We start from the raw sequence: 17,657 nt of genomic DNA, 5'->3' as shown, positions 1-17,657 counted from the left end.
CGGATCGGTGCCGGTCATTCACATGGACAGCTGTCGTACCGCGTGGTCCCAGTAGGAGCGCACCGACAGGTCCGCGAAGACGAACTCACGCTTCGCCTTGACGTCCAGCGCGTCCGATATCGAGTACGGCAGGCCGGTGGCGAGCAGCCGCAGCTGCAGGTCGGCGGCGCGTTCGAGCATGGTGGCGAAGACGACCGCGTGGCGGATCGACTTGCCGACCACGACGCTGCCGTGGTTGACCAGGAGCACGGCGATCTTGTCGCCGAGGACCCCGGCGATCGCCTCGCCGACGCTCTGCTCGAGCACGGTGTTGCTGGTCTCGGTGAAGTGCCCGACGTCGCCCTGGAACAGCGCGCCCTCGTGGCTGATCGGCTCGATGTCACGCTCCAGCGCGCCGAAGGCCAGGCAGGCGCGGGCGTGGCTGTGCACGATGCAGCCGACGTCCGGGCGGGCCCGGTAGATCGCCTGGTGCAGCGGGAGTTCGGGCGGCGCCAGCCGGTCCGGCGCGGCGTCGGCCCGCGTCTCGGCCGGCACGAACCCGTGCTCGTCGACCTCGTTGAAGCCGGTCTGCGCCTGCTTGATGTGAAAGTCGCCGGCCCCGGGGCGGCGGAAGGAGATCTGGCCCTGGTTGAAGTCGTCGTGGCCGTTGCGGGACAGGATGCGCGCCCCGGCCACCGCGAGCCCGGCCAGGGGCGAAGTCTGCTTGTCCATGGATGACACCGCCTCCGTCGGTTTCAGTTGGCGCCGGGCCGCGGCCCGGATTGGGCGAGAAACTCCCCGATCAGCTCGTCCACGTGGTCGAACACCACGGGGTTGAGGTGATCCAGGCGGATGCCCACGGTGATGGCGAGGTTGTCGTCGGCGATGCCGGTGTAGACGGCGGCGGCGCCCAGGTACAGCTCCGGCCCGGCGACGTCCAGCCGGGTGCGGTGCTCGCCGGCGACCAGGTCCGGCTCGCGCTGCGAGTGGTCGATCGCCATGTACGGCAGCATCTGCTCCGGCTGCTTGTACTTCGAGGCGGTCCGGTGCGGGGCGCGGGCGGCGACGATCCGGCTCATCGGCACCGGCGTGCGCGGCTTCGCGGCGTTGAGGATGCGGCCGTAGATGCGCCGGGCCACCGCCGAGAGGTCCTTGTCGTCGGACGGCAGGCCGATCATCACGTAGCCGAGGAACCGGCCGACCGCCCCGAGCGTGTCGGTGCGCCGGCCGGGCACCGTGACGAGGGTCGGGACCTCGTCGACGCCGCCGCCGGCCGCGCGGGCGATGGCGGCCGCCCCGATCGCCGGGCCGATGCCGGCGACGTTCACCCGGTCCTCGCGCGACAGCCCCGCCATCGGCAGCTTGAACCGGCGTACGACGGCGATCGGCTCGTCGCGGAGCGGGCCCTCGCTGCGCGGCACCGGGTCGTACGGCGTGATCGGTGCGTGGGGCGGCAGCGGGCCGCTCGTCTGCGGGGTGGCGCCGTAGGTGCGGCAGTGCTCGAAGAAGCGCATGTCGCGCTCGCCGCGGTACTGCGCGCCGGACAGGTAGCCGCTGAACGTCTCGATGATCGTGCGCATCGAGTAGCCGTCGAGCGGGATGTGGTCGATGTACATGTGCACGACGGTGCGGTCGGCCTGGGTGTCGATGATCAGCGAGGTCACCCGGCCCTGCAGCGGGTCGGTGTACCGCTTGATCAGCCCGCGGGTGGTGTTGTCGACGTAGGGTGCGTCGACGACGAAGCTGTCGCAGACGTCGAGGCTCTGCGGCGTCTGGCGCCAGAACCCGTCCCGGCCCAGGGAATAGCGCACCGTCAGTGCCGGATGTTTCGCGAGCGTCTGCAGCCAGGCACGGCGGACGAGGGCGGGATCGAGGGCCGGTTCGATCGTCCAGACCCGCTCCGCGACACCGTGCCCGATACAGCCGTTGAATTGCCAGGTCAACGATTCATTCTGATCCCAGGTGCAAGGGTAATAGTCCTCGTCACTCATGACGTCGGACGCTATTGCGGGCGCCGGTGACAGGTCAAGAAGAAGGCGCCGATATACGGCCCGGCAAGCTCGATCTCCGCCAATGCCTGTCCTGTCCTGTCGACAGGACAGGGCGGCTATTACGATCGGGCGAAAGCCACCGGCGAAAAGGACTGACGCATGCAGATAGCCATCGTGCTGTATCCGCGGATCACCGCGCTGGACGCGGTCGGACCCTACGAGATCCTCCAGCGCGTGCCCAACGCCGAGCTCGTCTTCGTCGGTGAGCGCCGCGGCGAGGTCCGCTCCGACACCGGGCTGCTCGGCCTCACCGTGGACCGCACGCTGGACGAGGTGACGAGCCCGGACGTGGTACTGGTGCCGGGCGGCTCGGGCGGCTTCGAACTGCCCGAGGGCGGCGCGCTGCACACCTGGCTGCGGGCCGTCGACGAGACGAGCACCTGGACCGCGTCGGTGTGCACGGGCGCGCTGATCCTGGCCGCGGCCGGCCTGCTCAAGGGTCGCCGGGCGGCCACGCACTGGCTGGCCGTGGAGGAGCTCGAGGCCCGCGGCGTGACGCACGTGCCGGAGCGGTTCGTGCGCGACGGCAAGTACATGACGTCGGCCGGGGTGTCCGCGGGCATCGACATGGCCCTCGCGCTGGCCGAGCAGTTGTCCGGGCCGCTGACGGCCAAGATGATCCAGCTCGCCACCGAGTATGACCCGCACCCGCCGTTCGACGCCGGGTCGCCGCAGACCGCGCCGCGCCGCGTCCGGGAGCTGCTGTGGGCGCGCCGCGAGACGGTGATGCGCAGCTAGTCACGGCCCGCGCCACCGCCCGCAATACCGGGTGATTACCGGCGGCTGGCAATTTCCTGAGTATCGGCTGGCGGGCGACTCCCAACCAGGGACGGCCGGTTGCCGGGTTTTGATCATCTACTTACGATCGTCGATAGGGTCGGCACGGCCCGCTCGACATGTACCGTGGGCGAGGAATGTACATGAGCGTAACGGGGACCGAATATTCGCCGGACCTCACGTCGGATGAGTTCCAGACCAATCCCTGGCCGATTTATCAACGGCTGCGCAATACCGATCCGGTCCACTATTCGGCACAGGCCAGCGCGTTTCTGGTCGTCAAGCACGCCGACGTCGCCGCGGCGCTGTCGGACCGCCGGCTCATCAGCGACTTCCCGATGCGGGCCAGCCGCCGGCTCTACGGGCCCACGGTGCTGGACTCCGAAGGTCAGCAGCACCGCGAGATGCGGCAGCTGTTCGCGCCGATGTTCGGCGTCTCGGGCGTGAGGCGGTGGCGCGAGGAGATCCTGGTCCCGGTGGTCGAGGAGGTGCTCGACGCGGTCGGCGACGCCACCGAGGTGGACTTCGCCGAGCAGATCGCCGTCGCCGTGCCCTACGGCGTGGTGACCCGGCTGCTCGGCCTGCCGCCCGGGGACGCACCCTGGATCCGCCCGCGCGTCAAGCCCCTCGCCGGGGTCATCGACCTGCCCCCGGCGCCGCTCGACGATGCGCGGGCGGCCAAGAAGGAGCTCGCCGACTACTGGGAGCACCTGCTCACCGAGCGCGTCACCGGCGAGCGGCCGACGCTCATCGACCTGCTCGTGCCGCCGGGCCAGGCGGTCGACCCGGCCCAGCTCAGCACCGCGATCCTGTTCCTGCTGGCCGGCACCGAGACGAGCGTCGCGACCATCAGCACCGTCATGCACACGGTGCTCGCGCACGGCATCGAGCCCGACGCCCTGCTCGACGACCGGTTCCGCACCCAGGTGCTCCGCGAGACGCTGCGCTGGGAGCCGCCGACGCACTCCGTGCTGCGCTACGCGGCGACCTCGATGGAGATCCGGGGCGTGCGCATCCCCCGCCGGGCGGCGCTGCTGCTGTCGCTGGGCAGCGCGAACCGCGACGAGGAGGCGTTCGCCGACCCCGACACCTGGCGGCCGGAGCGGACCGAGACGCGCAACCTCACCTTCGGGGCCGGCCCGCACACCTGCCTGGGCATCCAGCTGGCCATGGCGGAGTTCGACGTGCTCTTCGAGCGCATGGCCCGCCGCTACGGGCGGCTGCGGCCCGGCGCGCCCCTGGCCGCCCTGCGCGGGCACGTGTTCCGCGCCCCCGAGCACCTGCGCCTGGCGTGGCAGCGGCGCGAGCGCATCGCCTGAGCCGGCGCCCGGCCGCCGGCGACATCGGCGGCCGGGCGCGGGCGGCCACGGTTGACCGTCATACAACCGTCACATAGATTCGTATTTGTGGATGAAGCATCCACAAGTGGTGATTTCCGGCCGCGCGACGATGGGAGGACCCGACCCCTGTAGCTCGCCGGCACGCGGCACGTCGTGGTCTGCGCGGAGGAGGACCAGGACGGCCCGTGAGGCCCGCATCAGCGCCCCGGACGCCGTCCGGCGGCCCGGCGGAGACCCGCGGGAGCCGCGCGGCACCACGGCGCCGAGCCGAGCCCGCAGCCACTGTCGACATGCCACACCGGCGTCCATCGGACCGCCGGGCCAGCAGCATGCGCACGACGCACCGGCAGCGTCGCCGGCGCGTCGACCGACCCTGCCCACCGCCGTCGAGCCGTGCGGAAAGGTGTTGCCATCGCGCGATCGTCAGAACTCATCGCGACCGTGACCTTCGTCGGGACCCCTCAGGAAAGGCACTAGATGAACATCGATGCTGGCATTCGTGACCACGCGCCGACCGGCGCCGAGGCGGCCTCCGCCATGGACCCGGCACCCCCCGCCGGTCCGGCCCGGACCCGCATGACCCGGGTCGGGCTGCGCATATCGCACGAGCTGAGCTTCGAGATGTGGGAGCAGTGCGGGCGCCGGCTGTCCGAGGTGGTCGACTCCTCGGCCTGGTGTCTGGGCGATTGGCTGGTGTACGGCAAGAGCCGCTTCCCCGACCGCTACGAACTGGCGATCCGGGCGGCCGGGCTGCAGTACCAGACGCTGCGCAACTATTCGTGGGTCTCCCGGCGGTTCCCGCTGGAGCGGCGGCGGGAGCGACTGTCGTTCCAGCACCACGCCGAGATCGCCTCGCTGCCCGCGTCGGAGCAGGACTGGTGGCTCGACCAGGCCGAGCGTTCGCACTGGACGACGAAGCAGCTGCGGGCCCGGATCAAGGACTACGTCGGTGCGCTCGACGCCAAGCCGGAGCCCGACCCCGAGCCGGAGCCGACCGAGGTGATGCCGCGCATCCGCGTGGAGAGCGGCAAGATCGACGGCTGGCGGCAGGCCGCGGAGTTCTGCGGCGTGCAGTTCGAGAGCTGGGTCGCCTGGGCCCTGGACCAGGCCGCGGCCCGGACCGCACGGCCGGGCCCCGGCGTGCTGACGCGATCCGCGGGTTGAGCGGCCGGCGGATCACGGCGGCGGGGCGCTCGGCGCCATCGAGGCGATGGCCCGGGCGCCCGGGGCCGGGCCGGGCGATATCACGATGCCTCCTGCGACACGCTCGCCGCGACCGGCTCGGCCCGGGCCCGGGCCCGCAGCGCCGACGAGACGAGGTAGGTGACGAGCGCGACGACGAGCAGCGCGGCGCACACGGCCCCGATCGGCCGCAGTGGCACCCGCACGGCCCCGCCGGCGTCGCTGACCAGCAGACCGAGCACGGCGACACCGAGCGCGCTACCCAGCTGCCGGATGGAGCTGAACGCGCCGCCGGCCACCCCGGACACGCCCGGCTCCACCGCGCTGAGCAGCCCCGTGGTGATCGGCGGGATCACCAGGCCGACTCCGAAGCCGATGCCCGCCGTGGCGGCCGACACCCAGCTCGCCGACTCCGGCCGGACCCCGATCAGGACGGTCCCGGCGAGCTCCAGGGCCAGGCCGGTCAGCACCGTGACGCGGTCGCCGGCCACCTTGCGGATGCGCTCCACGACGAGCGTCGACACGCCGGTCCCGAGCATCATCGGCAGGAACAGCAGGCCGGACTTGAGCGCGGTGAAGCCGTGCTGGCCGCCGTAGTAGAGGCCCAGGCAGTACAGGAGACCGAAGTTGACGACGTTGACCGAGCCGCCGACGATCGCGGCGGACTGGAACGCCGGGTTGCGCATCAGCGACGCCGGCAGCACCGGGTGGGCCGCCCGCCGCTCGCACGCGTAGAACGCCGCGAACGCGGCCGCGCCGAGGACCAGCAGCAGCACCGGCATCCGCCACCGGGCCGGGCCCGACTCGGCGTTGAGCAGCAGCAGGCCGCCGATCAGCAGGCCCGAGCCGGCGACGTAGACCGCCTGCCCGGCCGCGTCCGCCGTCCGGCCCGCGGCCGCCGGGCGCTCACCACCGGCGCGCAGTGCGGGCAGCAGCAGGAGCACCGCGGCCACGACGACGGGGATGTTGACCACGAAGATCGTGCGCCAGGAGGAGTACTGCACGAGCGTGCCGCCGAGGATCGGGCCCATCGAAATCGCCACCGAGCCGGAGAACGCCCACAGCGCCACCGCCCGCCCGAGGTGCGCCAGGCCCACGCCGGAGCGCAGCACGGCCAGGGCCGACGGCATGCAGACCGCCGCCCCGACGCCCTGCACGAGGCGGCCGGCGGCCAGCAGCCAGAAGACCGGGGCGACGGCGCACAGCAGCGAGCCGAGCCCGAAGACCGCGATGCCCGTCACGAACGCGCGGGCCGGGCCGAGCCGGTCGGTCAGCGCACCGCCGGAGAGCATCAGCGTGGCGAACGGGATCGCGTACGCCTCCACCGTCCAGCCCAGCGAGCCGGTGGACACGTCGAGCCCGTGCCGGATCGCCGGCAGCGCGACGTTGACGATGGTGACGTCGAGGGAGGTCAGAAACATCAGGATGCAGGTGACCGCGACCGCCCGCTTGGCGGTGGCGTCCATCCGGCTGCTCGGCATATGCAATTGCTTTCCTCGGCGTCGGCGGCAATTGGGAAGTGCAATCGCCCGGTATCACTTGCGATGCTAACCCGAAAGCTTCGCGGCGAAACGCTCGTACACGTCATTGACGCAATAGTGCCCGGCCGGCAGGTCGGCAATGAGCAGCGCCAGCCGCGCGACCTGCCGGGCGCTGTTGTCGAGGGACCGGACCGAATGCTGAATCCGCAGCGACTCGGAGCCGAACTCCAGGACCAGGGTGTGGTCGGCCACCGGCTCGCCGTGCCGGTCGGAGCGGATGGTGACATCGGTGTGGCCGGAGCGCACGGCGTCGGCGAGGCGCACCGCGGTGGCGCTCGGCGCGTCGCGTTTCGTGGCCGGGTGCCGGTCGACGACGCTCCAGGCGGCGGCGTAGCCGTCCAGCAGCGGTGACCAGGCGAGCAGGCGCGCCACCGCCAGCTGGAGGTGGCTGCCGACCGAGGCGTTGGCGACCACGATCACCGGCACCCGGGCGGCGAGCGCCCGCAGCCGCGCCTGCCCGTCGGCCGGGATGCCGGAGACGCACGACACGACGCCGCGCGCGCCCCGCTCCACCGCGGTCGCGACCGTGTCCAGGCCGGACGGGGAGCTGGCGTCGACGATGACCGGCGGCACCGGCCCGGCCGCGCCGTCCAGCGGGTGGGCCGCGACACCGCACTCGAGCAGCGCGGCGACGATCCGGCTGCCGAACCGGCCGTGGCCGCCGAGGACGCCGATCGCGGTGCCGGCCGCAGTCATGCCGCGACGCCCTGCTCCAGCAGGAAGTCCACGACCTTGTCGATACTCGTCAGCCGCAGCCCGTCGGACTCCAGATCGACCACCACCCCGTACTTCGTCTCCAACCCGTCGATCAGCTCCAGATAACTGATCGACGTCATCCCCGTATCCGGAAACTCCGTGGCCACCCCGAACGACTCCCCCGACTCCAGCGCACCACCGGTGCTCCGCGACACCATCGCGAACAGCTCCTGGCGCAATGCGTCCCGCTCGACGTCCACACTCATCGGTCACTTCTTTCCGGAAAGCGTCAGAGGTAATGGCGACCCGGACGCTATATAGGCGTCCGTCCACCGGTCAAGGCATCCGGATTCGGCGCGGGACATGTCCTGTCGACGGGACGCGGTGGACCGGCGGCGAGCCGCCCGATTCGCATTGACACCCCGATCCGGGCGGGGCAAGGATGAAGTACACCACATGGGAACGTTCGTTCCTGTGCGCCGGCCGAATTGCATTTCCACCAAGCCGCCTGACTCCGTCACGCGTATTCGGCTGTTGACCCGATGGTCGTTGGAGGTACGTCCAGTGCGCACGCAAAACCCTGCCCTCCCGCGGAAGATCCGCATCTTCGACACGACGCTGCGGGACGGCGAGCAGGCCCCCGGCAACGCCATGGACCCGGAACAGAAGCTGGACATGGCCCTGGCGATCGAGGCGGTCGGCGTCGACGTCGTGGAGGCGGGCTTCCCGTCGTCATCCGCCTCCGAGCAGCGGGCGGTCCGGCTCGTCTCCGCCGCGCTGACGTCCGCCTACGTCTCGACGCTCAACCGGCCGATCCACGCCGACATCCAGCTCGCCGTCGACCTGGCCGGCACCGAGCGCCACCACCTGCAGATCATGGCCACCGGCAGCGACATCCACCTGGAGCACAAGCGCGGGGTCAGCCGGGAACAGGCCCAGGACGAGTGCGTCGAGGCCATCGGCTTCGCCCGCTCGCTCGGCGCCCGGCACGTCACGCTGGCCATCGAGGACGCCTCGCGCGGCCCCGACGACCTGCTGCGCCCGCTCATCACCGAGTCCATCGCGGCCGGCGCCGACGCGCTGACCATCGCCGACACCACCGGCTGCATGCTGCCGTCGCAGTACGGCGGGCTGATCGCCCGGATCCGCTCGTGGATCCCCGACGACATCGTCATCTCGACGCACTGCCACGAGGACATGGGCCTGTCGCTGGCCAACGCCCTGGCCGGGCTGGAGGCGGGCGCCGACGAGGTCCAGGCGACGGTCGCCGGGATCGGCGAGCGGGCCGGCAACACCCCGCTCGAGGAGCTCGTCACGGTGCTGACCTACCGCGGCGACGAGCTCGGCTGCACGACAACGGCGAAGACCGACGGGTTGTACGGCGCGTACGAGCTGCTGAGCCGGACGATCGGGCTGGCCACGCCGCGCAACAAGGCCATCTTCGGCGCCAACGCGTTCGCCACCCAGGCCGGCATCCACCAGGCCGGGATCCTGCGGGCGCCGTTCACCTACGAGTTCGTGGAGCCGTACCGCTACGGCCGCGAACGCTCGATCGTCATCGGCCGCCACTCCGGGCGGGCCGTCATCCGGCACATCCTGCTGGAGCTGGACGCGGACCCCGGCGACGGCGTCGTCGACCGCATCTACGCCGAGCACATCGCCGGGCGCCCCGGCGCGGAGTGCATGAGCCTGCCGGAGCTGCGCCGGGCCATCGTCGACAGCGGCGTGCTCGGATGAGCGGCAAGGAGCGCAGCGAGTTGGCCGGTCATTGGAGACACAGGGCGGAGCTCAGGCCGACGCCGGAGCCTGCGGAGGTGCCGGCATGAGCGGCAAGGAGCGCAGCGAGTTGGCCGGTCATTGGAGACACAGGGCGGAGCTCAGGCCGACGCCGGAGCCTGCGGAGGTGCCGGCATGAGCGGCAAGGAGCGCAGCGAGTTGGCCGGTCATTGCAGACACAGGGCGGAGCTCAGGCCGACGCCGGAGCCTGCGGAGGTGCCGGCATGAGCGCGACGACGCTTGTCGAGAAGCTCTGGGACAGTCACGCGCTGCGGGCCGACACGGTCGACGCCGACCTCGTCTACGTCGACCTGCACCTGATCCACGAGGCCAGCTCACCGCAGGCGTTCGACGGTCTGCGCCTGGCCGGGCGGGCGGTGAGGCGCCCGGAGCTCACGCTGGCCGTCGAGGACCACAACGTGCCGACCGACTCGCTCACGATCGCCGACCCGATCAGCCGGCTGCAGATCTCGACGCTGCGCTCCAACTGTGCCGCCGCCGGGATCGAGCTGTTCACGCTCGGCGACCGGCGCCAGGGCATCGTCCACGTGACGGTGCCGGAGCGCGGCTACGTCCAGCCCGGCATGACGATCGTCTGCGGCGACAGTCACACCAGCACGCTCGGCGCGTTCGGGGCGCTCGCCTTCGGCGTCGGCACCAGCGACGTCGAGCACGTGCTGGCCACCCAGACGGTCGCCTTCGACCGGCCGCGCAGCATGGCCGTGGAGTTCACCGGCGTGCCGCCGGCCGGGGTGACCCCGAAGGACCTGGCGCTGGCCCTGATCGCCCGGATCGGCGCGAACGGCGCCAACGGCCACGCGATCGAGTATCGCGGCCCGGCGGTCGAGCGCATGTCCATGGAGGGCCGCATGACGCTGTGCAACATGAGCATCGAGGCCGGCGCCCGGGCCGGTCTGGTCGCGCCGGACGAGGTGACAGCCGGCTATCTGCGGGGCCGGCCGCACTCACCCACCGGCGACGCCTGGGACCGGGCCCGCCGGCACTGGGACGGCCTGCGCACCGACCCGCTGGCGATCTTCGACCGGATCGTGATGATCGACACGAGCGGCCTGCAGCCCTACGTCACCTGGGGCACGAACCCCGGCCAGGCCGTGCGGGTCGACGACCGGGTGCCCGACCCGGCCGCCTTCGACACCCCGGCGGCGCGGGCGGCGGCCGAGCGGGCGCTTGCCTACATGGGCCTGGAGCCCGGGACCGCGATGACCGACATCGCCATCGACACCGTGTTCGTCGGCTCCTGCACCAACGGGCGCATCGAGGACCTCCGGGCCGTGGCCGAGGTGCTGCGCGACCGGCGGGTGGCGTCCGGCGTGCGGATGCTCGTCGTCCCCGGGTCCATGCAGGTGCGCGCCCAGGCCGAGGAGGAGGGGCTGGACCGGGTGTTCATCGCGGCCGGCGCCCAGTGGCGGCTCTCGGGCTGCTCCATGTGCCCCGGCATGAACCCCGACCGCATCGGCGCACCCAGCCGCTGCGTCTCCACCTCGAACCGCAACTACGAGGGGCGGCAGGGTCCCGGCGCCCGCACGCATCTGGCCTCTCCGGCCACCGCCGCCGCGTCCGCCGTCCTGGGCCGCATCGCCGCGCCCGGCGAGCTGAGCCGATGAGAGGGGTTGCGATGACAGGGGTGGGGGCCGTCTCCGAACACACCGGCCGGGCCGTGCTGCTGCGCCGCGACGACGTCGACACCGACCAGATCGTCGCGGCCGAGTACTGCAAGCGGATCACCAAGAGCGGGTACGAGGACGTGCTGTTCTCCCGCTGGCGGCAGGAGCCGGGCTTCGCGCTCAACGACCCGGCCGCGGCCGGCGCGACGGTCCTCGTCGCGGGCCACAACTTCGGCACCGGCAGCTCCCGTGAGCACGCCGTGTGGGCGCTGCGGGACTGGGGCTTCCGGGCGGTGCTCGCCACCGGCTTCGGCGACATCTTCCGCCGCAACGCGCTCAAGAACGGCCTGCTGCCCGTCCAGCTCCCACCCGAGGCGCTGGCCGAGCTGACCGCGCTCGTCGAGCGGGACCCGGCCGGGCCGGTGAGCGTCGACGTCACGACGCGAACCGTGCGGGCCGCCGGCCGCTCCTGGCCGTTCCCGATCGACGAGCGGGCCCGCCGGCACCTGATCGCCGGCCTCGACGAGATCGCCGTGACGCTCAGCGCCGAGGCGGTCATCGCCGCGCACGAGCGGTCGCGCCCCGACTGGCTGCCGGTCGTCCGCGTGCACCCGGCCGAGCCCGCCGGGCCGTTCGGCCCGCAGTCCGCCGTCCCGGAGCCACCCGCCCCGGGCCAGTCCGCACCAATCAAGGAGTGGGTCAGCCGATGAGCAAAGTCCGTGCCCAGACGTCCGTGTTCGACTACATGCAGGGGTACACCCTCTGCACGGTCATGTCGGCCCTGGAGGAGCTCGGCGTCCTCGACGCGCTCGCCGCCGACGGCCTGCGGGCCGAGCAGATCGGGTCCAACGAGTTCCTGACCCGGGCGACGCTGCGGTACCTCACCGAGCGCGGCATCGTCGCGGAGGACGGCGACCGGGTCCGGCTCACCGAGTTCGGGCGGACGATCTACGCCGACCGCGGCTACCTGGTGTGGCTCTCCGGCGGCTACGGCGAGGCCATGACGGCCCTCGGCGACCTGCTGACCGGCAGGCGCCGCTTCGGCGAGGACATCGATCGCAACGTGCGCTGGGTCGCGGTCGGCTCGGCCGAGATCGGCCAGAAGGACATGTGGCCGTACGTGGTGGACCTGGCCCGGCGGTTCAAGTTCCAGCACATCGCCGACCTCGGCTGCGGCAACGCCCACTACCTGATCTCGCTGTGCCAGGAGGTCGGCGCCCGCGGCATCGGGGTCGACATCAGCCCCGCGTCGTGCAAGGAGGCCGAGCAGGAGGTCGCCAAGGCCGGCCTGACCGACCGGATCAGCATCATCGAGGCCGACGCCGGCGACCTGCAGAAGGTGCCGGGCATCGACGGGGTCGACCTGGTCTTCACGTTCTTCTTCCTGCACGAGGTGCTGGAGCACGGCTTCGACGTGCTCGTCGCCTACCTGCGCCAGATCCAGCAGAGCCTGCCCGCCGGGGCGCACATGCTCACCGCCGAGGTCGCCCCGCCCGGGTGCGAGGCCGACGGGGTGGAGCTGTTCACGCCCGAGTACGCGCTGACGCAGGCCCTCATGGAGCAGCGGCTGCTGGGCGAGGACGGCTGGCGCAAGGCGTTCACCGAGGCCGGGTTCGAGATCGTCGACGTGGTCACCCCCGACCTGCCGGAGGCCCGGATCTACCTGGCGCGCAAGCCGTGACCGGCGAGGCCGTGACGGCGGTGCGGGCGACGCCGCTGGCCGACCTGGTGCGCACCTACTACGACAACATCGACGCCGGCGACGTCCCGGCCGCCCTCGCCTGCTTCGCGAGCACCGCCGTCTACCGGCGACCCGGCTATCCCGCGCTCGTCGGGCGGGCCGCGATCGAGGCGTTCTACGCCGCCACGCGGGTTGTGGGCCCCGGCCGGCACAGCATCGAGGTGACAGTCGAGGACGGCGACGAGGTGGCCGTGCGCGGCCGCTTCGACGGCACCCGCACCAGTGGCGAGGCGCTCAACGTGCGGTGGGCCGACTTCTGGCGGGTCGCCGACGGCCGGGTCGTGGAGCGCAACAGCTACTTCGACGCGCCGGTCGCCTGAGACCCGGCCCGCTGATCGGCCCCGAACCGGTCAGCGGGCCCCCGGGCGGCCCCGGCTCGGGTGGACCGAGACGCTCCCGACGCTCGCCGGCATCGAGTTCATGGCGTTCCCGCGCCGGCCGAGCCGGCCCGGTCGCCGCAGTCGGCCCGCGCGTGGGACACGTTCAAGGTGCGACTCGGTGCGCAGGGTCCGTGAGCAGCCCTTCCCGCCGACAGTCTCGGGCCTCAACGCGGCGCCGCGCCCGGGGACGGGCGCGGCGCCGGATCGCCCAGGGTGCTCACACCATGGGCACGAAGGCCATCGCGTCGTAGGCGACGTCGGCGCCGGCCGGTGCGCCGTCGTTGCTCAGCAGGACCCGGGCACCGCGGCCCAGGACGTAGGTGCCGAGGTTGACCCAGTGGTCGGAGCCGAGCGCGCCGTCGGCTTCGGGCCCCTGGTCGATCACGGGGCTGTTGTACAGGGCCTTGTTGTTCGCGACCTTCTGGATGTTGTAGACCGCGGTGGCCCAGGTGCCTCCGTGACTGGGCTGGTGGGCCCAGATGGTGTAAGTCTTGCTCTGGCCGGGCAGGAGCGGCAGCTCCGGTTCCCAGGCGCCGACGACCTTGTGCTTGGCCAGGGCGCTGCCGGACGCGCCGTGGGTGAACCACATGTGCCCGAGGTACCCGGCTCCGAGCTGGTGCAGGTCGATGTCGGCGTAGGGTGCCCCGCTCTGCCCGGCCGGGGACCCGCCGCGCAGCAGGAACTTGCCGCCCAGCGTGTTCGTGGGGATGGCGCAGCCGAGGTTGTACTGGCCGGTGTCCCGCAGCGTGTAGACCATGTTGATCTGCACGTTCGGGTCACGGCCGGTGACCGCGGTGGCGTCGAAGGGCGTGCAGCCGGTGGGGTAGGTCCGCACCACGCCCGGCTCCGCGCCGGACCCGGGCAGGTACTGCAGGTTCTCCGTCGTGCACCGGCCGGCGGTACAGTCGGCGAAGTCGATGTGCCCGTGCCACCAGCAGGAGCTGTTGACCGCCGGGCAGCCGTTGTTCGCCTGGGAGCAGCCGAACTGCGTGTCGCAGAAGTCGTACAGGCCGGGCAGCGTCACGCCGTAGTGCGGTACCAGGTTGCGGAAGAAGATGTTCGGGTTCGAGCCGAAGGCCGGGTACTTGTAGGCCTGGCTGAACTGGCCGCCCTTGTTCTGCGGCGTCTCGACCCACCCCATGATCCGCTCGGGGTAGCTCCAGTGGTTCGGCGTCTCCGCGTCGGCCAGGGTGTCGCGCAGGAAGCCGTCGCGGCCGGCGCTGTAGTCCGGGTTGGCCGGGTTGTTCAGCCAGCCCAGCCCGAAGTGGCCGCCGCTGTCGGGCAGGTTGCGCTGGTCGTACGTGTGCAGTCCGCTGTTGTACGCCCAGAGCGCGAGGAACCAGTTCTCGATGTAGTCGGCGTTGTCGTTGTTCAGCGTGTCCTTGTACGGGTCGGGCTCGGCGTGCAGCTGGTTCCACTTGCTGACCAGGATGTTCACGCTCGCCGCGATGTTGGCCTCGTAGTCGACGGCCACGGCCACCTGCTGCGGGTGGGTGAACCGGTCGAGGGGGTTGTCGTTGCTCGACATGCCGGTGGTGACCTGGCCGATGCCGTAGCCGCAGTCGGCCTTGTCGTAGTCGATGGTGTTGATGTCGTACGTGCCGTAGTAGCTGGCGATCAGCGGGTTGGCGGTGTCGCCCGGCACCGCGTGCCAGGACGCCTGGCTGAGGTTCGTCTCCTGGGCCAGGATCGCCAGCTCCAGGTTGGCCGGCACCCGCCCGGCACCGGAGACACTGCCGTCGCCGTGGCGCGTCACATCGAGCGGGAACATGCCCTGCGGGCTGTACGCCGGCTGTCCCGACTTGAGGTAGTTGGCCGGGCGGCTCGCGGTGAGCGTGCCGTGCACTGCGTTGTCCACGGCCCACTCGACCTGGTTCGGGCTGGGCTGCAGCGGCTGGACCGTCGGGTCGTTGCGCCGGATCATGCAGGGCGACGCCGTCGCCGTGGTCAGCTTGGCGCCGGGCCGCTCGGCCTGTCCCGGTGCGAACGCCGCGAGGTCGACGTCGAGGGTCGGGGCCGCGGCGGTGTCGACCTGCGCGGTCGAGTCGACGTGCCCTGCGACCGCGCGGACCGCGATCCGCACCCGCCCGGCGGCGCCGGGGTCGACGGCCGTCAGCGGCTGGGCGGCGGCGGCCTCGGCCTGGCTCGTCAGCGTCCCTTCGACGATCAGGTGGCCGTCACCGGACACGGTGCCGACCTGCTTGTCCTCGGCCAGGGTGGTGAGGTCCGGCGGTAGGTCCGCGGCCTTGCCGACCTGGCCGACGAGCACATTGCGGCCGCCGCGCAGGCCGAACAGCTGCATCCGGTTGCGGGGGCCGGTCGCGGTGGTGGTGAACCGGCCGCCGCCGAAGCGCTGGGCGACCGCCCGCTCGCCGTCGGCGGAGACCACGTCGATGCCGCCGCCCGCCGTGGCGCGCACCGCGAACGGCCGGCCCTGTGGCCGGCCGAGCGCGCTCACCGAGCCGCTCGCGGCGACCTTGACCAACTGCCCGGCCACGATGCCGTAGTCGCCGTCGGGTGCCGCCGCCGGCGTGGTGAGCTGGGCGGCGACGTGCCGAGTGGCTGTCACCTTGCCGGCCGCGGCGTCCACGGTCAGCAGGTCGGTGCTGCGACCGGCCTCGGTGTCGTCGCCGACCGCCCGGGTCAGCAGGGCCCGGTCGCCGGGGCCGCAGGCCGGGTTGAAGTAGGAGAACTGCACCCCGGCGGCGACCGCCGTGGCCTTGCCGGTGCCGGTGTCGACGACGGCCGCGAGGGCGCCGGCCATCATGAGCTTCGGGTCGTTCGACGCCTTCACGGGGGCGAACACGACCACGGCGTAGCGGCCGGACCCGGTCACGCAGACCGAGCCGCCCCACGGCCCGACGTCGATGTCCGTCGACTTCAACGTGGCGAGGGTCTGCCAGCCGAACGCGTCCTTCTCCCGGGCGATGTACAGGTGGTAGCCGTCCGCGTCGCCGGCCCCGGTGACGACGACGTCGGACGAGGACCGCCACCTGGCGCCGAGCGCATGGTCGGGATCGGCGATCGCACCCTGGCCGGTGTGGGGCCCGGGCGGTGCGGCCGGGGCCCGGCCGGGCAGGAACCCGACGGCCAGGACCACGGCCACCGACACGATGAGGAGGCGCCGCAGCGCGGATCGACTGCGCATCGCGATCACCGCCAGCCCGTGCACTGGGCCGTGGGGATGTTGGTGTCGCCCGGGTCTGTGGCGCTGACCGTATTCCGGCAGAGTTTCACCGAGTGACCGGCCGAATTCCACATGTGCGTCTCCAGAGCCACGCCGGTGACCAGACCCGATTCGAGAATCTGCTCGCTGCCCCCGTACTCCGGGATGGCGAACAGGATGCCGTAGACGCCCCCGCTGGGCTCCTGCACTTCACCCCAGAAGGCGTGGCAGCCAGGGCTGTACATGAGCTGGATGGCAATGCCGCTGCCGACCACGAAGTCGTCCCAGACCAGCTGATTGGTCGCACAGTCGGTGCCGCTCAACGCCACGTTGTCGCAGGTCGCCTCGAAGCAGTGCGACGGCGTGGCCAGCGCCGGGGCGGCGGGACCGACCGGACCCGCCGCCGCAACCAGGCCAACGACGGCAGCCCAGATCATCAAGCGTCTTCTCACGTGCCCTCCGAAAAGCTGGGAACGGCCGGACTGAACGCCAACCGCCACCCATCCTTTCTATTGGCGCATGTCAATGCAATGGATTCGCAGATCATGCTAAAGTCCGGGCCGCCGGCAAACGATCCGGGAGGGCACATGGTGAAACACAAGGGCCTGCTACTCGCGGCGCTGACCGCGACTGCCTTGACGGCGGGCTGCAGCCCGGCGGCGAAACCCGGCCCGGCTCCCACAACCGGCGCGCCGGCCACCCGCAGCGCGGCGGGTACGGCTCCGGCCGACAGTGCCGGCCCCTCGACCGGCACGGGAGACGGCCTTCCGCACGGCGAGGGTCCCATCCCCGACGTCGTCGCCGACGCCGTCGCCACGGCCTGGTCCGAACGCTGGCACGCCACGCCGATTCCCGACAAGCGGCCGGGCATACACATGACCAGGCTGACGGTCGACTTCCCGGCCGTGCACGGCCAGCTGTACATGATCGTCGAACGGCCGAGCGCCGAGAGTACCGCCGCGAGCATGATCTACTGTGGGGTCATCGACAATTCGCTCGGCGTGAACGGGTACGTCACCATGACCCGCAAGATCGCCGAGCAGGTCGTCGCCGGCTGCGCCGGGCCGGCGTTGCGGGGCGACGAGCCGAAGCGGGTCATCGACTTCCTGGCCGGCCACGCCCAGCCCGACACGACGCCCTCGTGCACCCCGACCTCCGACGGCACCTGCCCCGGCACCTCGGACCACCAGACCGACCTCGGGCGCTTCCAGCTCGTGGTCCGCACCGGACCCAAGAACGTCAGTATGTGGCTGGTCGGCCGCAAACCCTGACCGACGTCGCACCGCCGATCACTGCGGCAATCGCGCCCACCTCACCGACGGCCGCGCGGCCGCTGGCGTGCACACCGTCTACCTGACGTTCACCGGGACCGTGGGCGCCGACTTCGTCAACGTCAACTGGTT

Annotated in this window: 16 protein-coding genes; 9 read left to right on the top strand and 7 right to left on the bottom strand. The window is 71.8% G+C overall.

The window, feature by feature from the left end; translation table 11 throughout:
- Positions 1–18: 18 nt before the first annotated feature.
- Together Dvina_RS24670 and Dvina_RS24665 are read right to left on the bottom strand one after the other, a co-directional pair.
- On the bottom strand, positions 19–711 hold the full coding sequence (locus Dvina_RS24670) for a class II aldolase/adducin family protein (protein WP_223104825.1): 693 nt from the start codon (positions 709–711) through the stop codon (positions 19–21).
- Between the two features lie 23 nt (positions 712–734).
- Complete coding sequence (locus tag Dvina_RS24665) at positions 735–1,922, bottom strand: condensation domain-containing protein (RefSeq protein ID WP_223104824.1); 1,188 nt, start codon at positions 1,920–1,922, stop codon at positions 735–737.
- A gap of 207 nt (positions 1,923–2,129) precedes the next feature.
- Between Dvina_RS24665 and Dvina_RS24660 the strand changes: the two genes are divergently transcribed.
- The 3 genes from Dvina_RS24660 (at position 2,130) to Dvina_RS24650 (ending at position 5,311) form a co-directional block, all read left to right on the top strand.
- The gene (locus tag Dvina_RS24660; protein WP_223104823.1) at positions 2,130–2,768 is read left to right on the top strand and encodes a DJ-1/PfpI family protein; all 639 of its coding nucleotides are present in this window, start codon (positions 2,130–2,132) and stop codon (positions 2,766–2,768) included.
- 182 nt (positions 2,769–2,950) lie between these two features.
- The gene (locus Dvina_RS24655; protein WP_223104822.1) at positions 2,951–4,126 is read left to right on the top strand and encodes a cytochrome P450; all 1,176 of its coding nucleotides are present in this window, start codon (positions 2,951–2,953) and stop codon (positions 4,124–4,126) included.
- A 498-nt stretch (positions 4,127–4,624) separates the two neighbouring features.
- A complete protein-coding gene (locus Dvina_RS24650) occupies positions 4,625–5,311 on the top strand; it encodes an LmbU family transcriptional regulator (RefSeq protein WP_223104821.1) in 687 nt (228 codons plus the stop codon).
- An 80-nt stretch (positions 5,312–5,391) separates the two neighbouring features.
- On the opposite strand, the gene Dvina_RS24645 is transcribed toward Dvina_RS24650, so the two are convergent.
- The 3 genes from Dvina_RS24645 to Dvina_RS24635 form a co-directional block, all read right to left on the bottom strand.
- Positions 5,392–6,810, bottom strand: a complete 1,419-nt coding sequence (locus Dvina_RS24645) for an MFS transporter (RefSeq protein WP_223104820.1) — start codon at positions 6,808–6,810, stop codon at positions 5,392–5,394.
- Positions 6,811–6,876: 66 nt separating this feature from the next.
- Positions 6,877–7,566, bottom strand: coding sequence for a dihydrodipicolinate reductase C-terminal domain-containing protein (locus tag Dvina_RS24640; RefSeq protein ID WP_223104819.1), 690 nt, complete (start codon positions 7,564–7,566; stop codon positions 6,877–6,879).
- Positions 7,563–7,832, bottom strand: coding sequence for a phosphopantetheine-binding protein (locus Dvina_RS24635; protein ID WP_223104818.1), 270 nt, complete (start codon positions 7,830–7,832; stop codon positions 7,563–7,565). Before Dvina_RS24635 ends, Dvina_RS24640 begins: the two co-directional genes overlap by 4 nt.
- 298 nt (positions 7,833–8,130) lie before the next feature.
- Between Dvina_RS24635 and Dvina_RS24630 the strand changes: the two genes are divergently transcribed.
- The 5 genes from Dvina_RS24630 to Dvina_RS24610 all read left to right on the top strand — a co-directional run bounded on the left by Dvina_RS24630 (position 8,131) and on the right by Dvina_RS24610 (position 13,028).
- Entirely contained in the window at positions 8,131–9,303 is a 1,173-nt protein-coding gene (locus tag Dvina_RS24630) for a LeuA family protein (protein WP_246656414.1), read from the top strand.
- A gap of 263 nt (positions 9,304–9,566) precedes the next feature.
- The gene (gene leuC / locus Dvina_RS24625; RefSeq protein WP_223104816.1) at positions 9,567–10,967 is read left to right on the top strand and encodes a 3-isopropylmalate dehydratase large subunit; all 1,401 of its coding nucleotides are present in this window, start codon (positions 9,567–9,569) and stop codon (positions 10,965–10,967) included.
- A gap of 11 nt (positions 10,968–10,978) precedes the next feature.
- A complete protein-coding gene (gene leuD, locus Dvina_RS24620) occupies positions 10,979–11,677 on the top strand; it encodes a 3-isopropylmalate dehydratase small subunit (protein ID WP_380032018.1) in 699 nt (232 codons plus the stop codon).
- The gene (locus Dvina_RS24615; protein WP_223104815.1) at positions 11,674–12,648 is read left to right on the top strand and encodes an SAM-dependent methyltransferase; all 975 of its coding nucleotides are present in this window, start codon (positions 11,674–11,676) and stop codon (positions 12,646–12,648) included. The genes leuD and Dvina_RS24615 overlap by 4 nt, the downstream gene beginning before the upstream one ends.
- Entirely contained in the window at positions 12,645–13,028 is a 384-nt protein-coding gene (locus tag Dvina_RS24610) for a nuclear transport factor 2 family protein (protein ID WP_246656413.1), read from the top strand. The genes Dvina_RS24615 and Dvina_RS24610 overlap by 4 nt, the downstream gene beginning before the upstream one ends.
- A gap of 277 nt (positions 13,029–13,305) precedes the next feature.
- On the opposite strand, the gene Dvina_RS24605 is transcribed toward Dvina_RS24610, so the two are convergent.
- Both Dvina_RS24605 and Dvina_RS24600 read right to left on the bottom strand, forming a co-directional pair.
- A complete protein-coding gene (locus Dvina_RS24605) occupies positions 13,306–16,236 on the bottom strand; it encodes a hypothetical protein (protein ID WP_223104814.1) in 2,931 nt (976 codons plus the stop codon).
- 5 nt (positions 16,237–16,241) lie between these two features.
- A complete protein-coding gene (locus tag Dvina_RS24600; RefSeq protein ID WP_223104813.1) occupies positions 16,242–16,691 on the bottom strand; it encodes a hypothetical protein in 450 nt (149 codons plus the stop codon).
- A 93-nt stretch (positions 16,692–16,784) separates the two neighbouring features.
- On the opposite strand from Dvina_RS24600, the gene Dvina_RS24595 reads away from it, so the two are divergent.
- The gene (locus Dvina_RS24595) at positions 16,785–17,525 is read left to right on the top strand and encodes a hypothetical protein (protein ID WP_223104812.1); all 741 of its coding nucleotides are present in this window, start codon (positions 16,785–16,787) and stop codon (positions 17,523–17,525) included.
- The last annotated feature ends 132 nt before the right edge of the window (positions 17,526–17,657 follow it).

The organism is Dactylosporangium vinaceum, assembly GCF_019904175.1.
Classification (GTDB): domain Bacteria; phylum Actinomycetota; class Actinomycetes; order Mycobacteriales; family Micromonosporaceae; genus Dactylosporangium; species Dactylosporangium vinaceum.
The sequence above is the reverse complement of the archived record's forward strand: the minus strand, read 5'-3'. Positions and strand labels throughout refer to the sequence as shown.

Excerpts from the sequence above, each read along its gene's own strand:
- Dvina_RS24670 (WP_223104825.1), bottom strand. The coding sequence starts at position 711 with ATGGACAAGCAGACTTCGCCCCTGGCCGGGCTCGCGGTGGCCGGGGCG.
- Dvina_RS24660 (WP_223104823.1), top strand. The coding sequence starts at position 2,130 with ATGCAGATAGCCATCGTGCTGTATCCGCGGATCACCGCGCTGGACGCG.
- Dvina_RS24655 (WP_223104822.1), top strand. The coding sequence starts at position 2,951 with ATGAGCGTAACGGGGACCGAATATTCGCCGGACCTCACGTCGGATGAG.
- Dvina_RS24650 (WP_223104821.1), top strand. The coding sequence starts at position 4,625 with ATGAACATCGATGCTGGCATTCGTGACCACGCGCCGACCGGCGCCGAG.
- Dvina_RS24645 (WP_223104820.1), bottom strand. The coding sequence starts at position 6,810 with ATGCCGAGCAGCCGGATGGACGCCACCGCCAAGCGGGCGGTCGCGGTC.
- Dvina_RS24640 (WP_223104819.1), bottom strand. The coding sequence starts at position 7,566 with ATGACTGCGGCCGGCACCGCGATCGGCGTCCTCGGCGGCCACGGCCGG.
- Dvina_RS24635 (WP_223104818.1), bottom strand. The coding sequence starts at position 7,832 with ATGAGTGTGGACGTCGAGCGGGACGCATTGCGCCAGGAGCTGTTCGCG.
- leuC (WP_223104816.1), top strand. The coding sequence starts at position 9,567 with ATGAGCGCGACGACGCTTGTCGAGAAGCTCTGGGACAGTCACGCGCTG.
- leuD (WP_380032018.1), top strand. The coding sequence starts at position 10,979 with ATGACAGGGGTGGGGGCCGTCTCCGAACACACCGGCCGGGCCGTGCTG.
- Dvina_RS24615 (WP_223104815.1), top strand. The coding sequence starts at position 11,674 with ATGAGCAAAGTCCGTGCCCAGACGTCCGTGTTCGACTACATGCAGGGG.
- Dvina_RS24605 (WP_223104814.1), bottom strand. The coding sequence starts at position 16,236 with ATGCGCAGTCGATCCGCGCTGCGGCGCCTCCTCATCGTGTCGGTGGCC.
- Dvina_RS24600 (WP_223104813.1), bottom strand. The coding sequence starts at position 16,691 with ATGATCTGGGCTGCCGTCGTTGGCCTGGTTGCGGCGGCGGGTCCGGTC.
- Dvina_RS24595 (WP_223104812.1), top strand. The coding sequence starts at position 16,785 with ATGGATTCGCAGATCATGCTAAAGTCCGGGCCGCCGGCAAACGATCCG.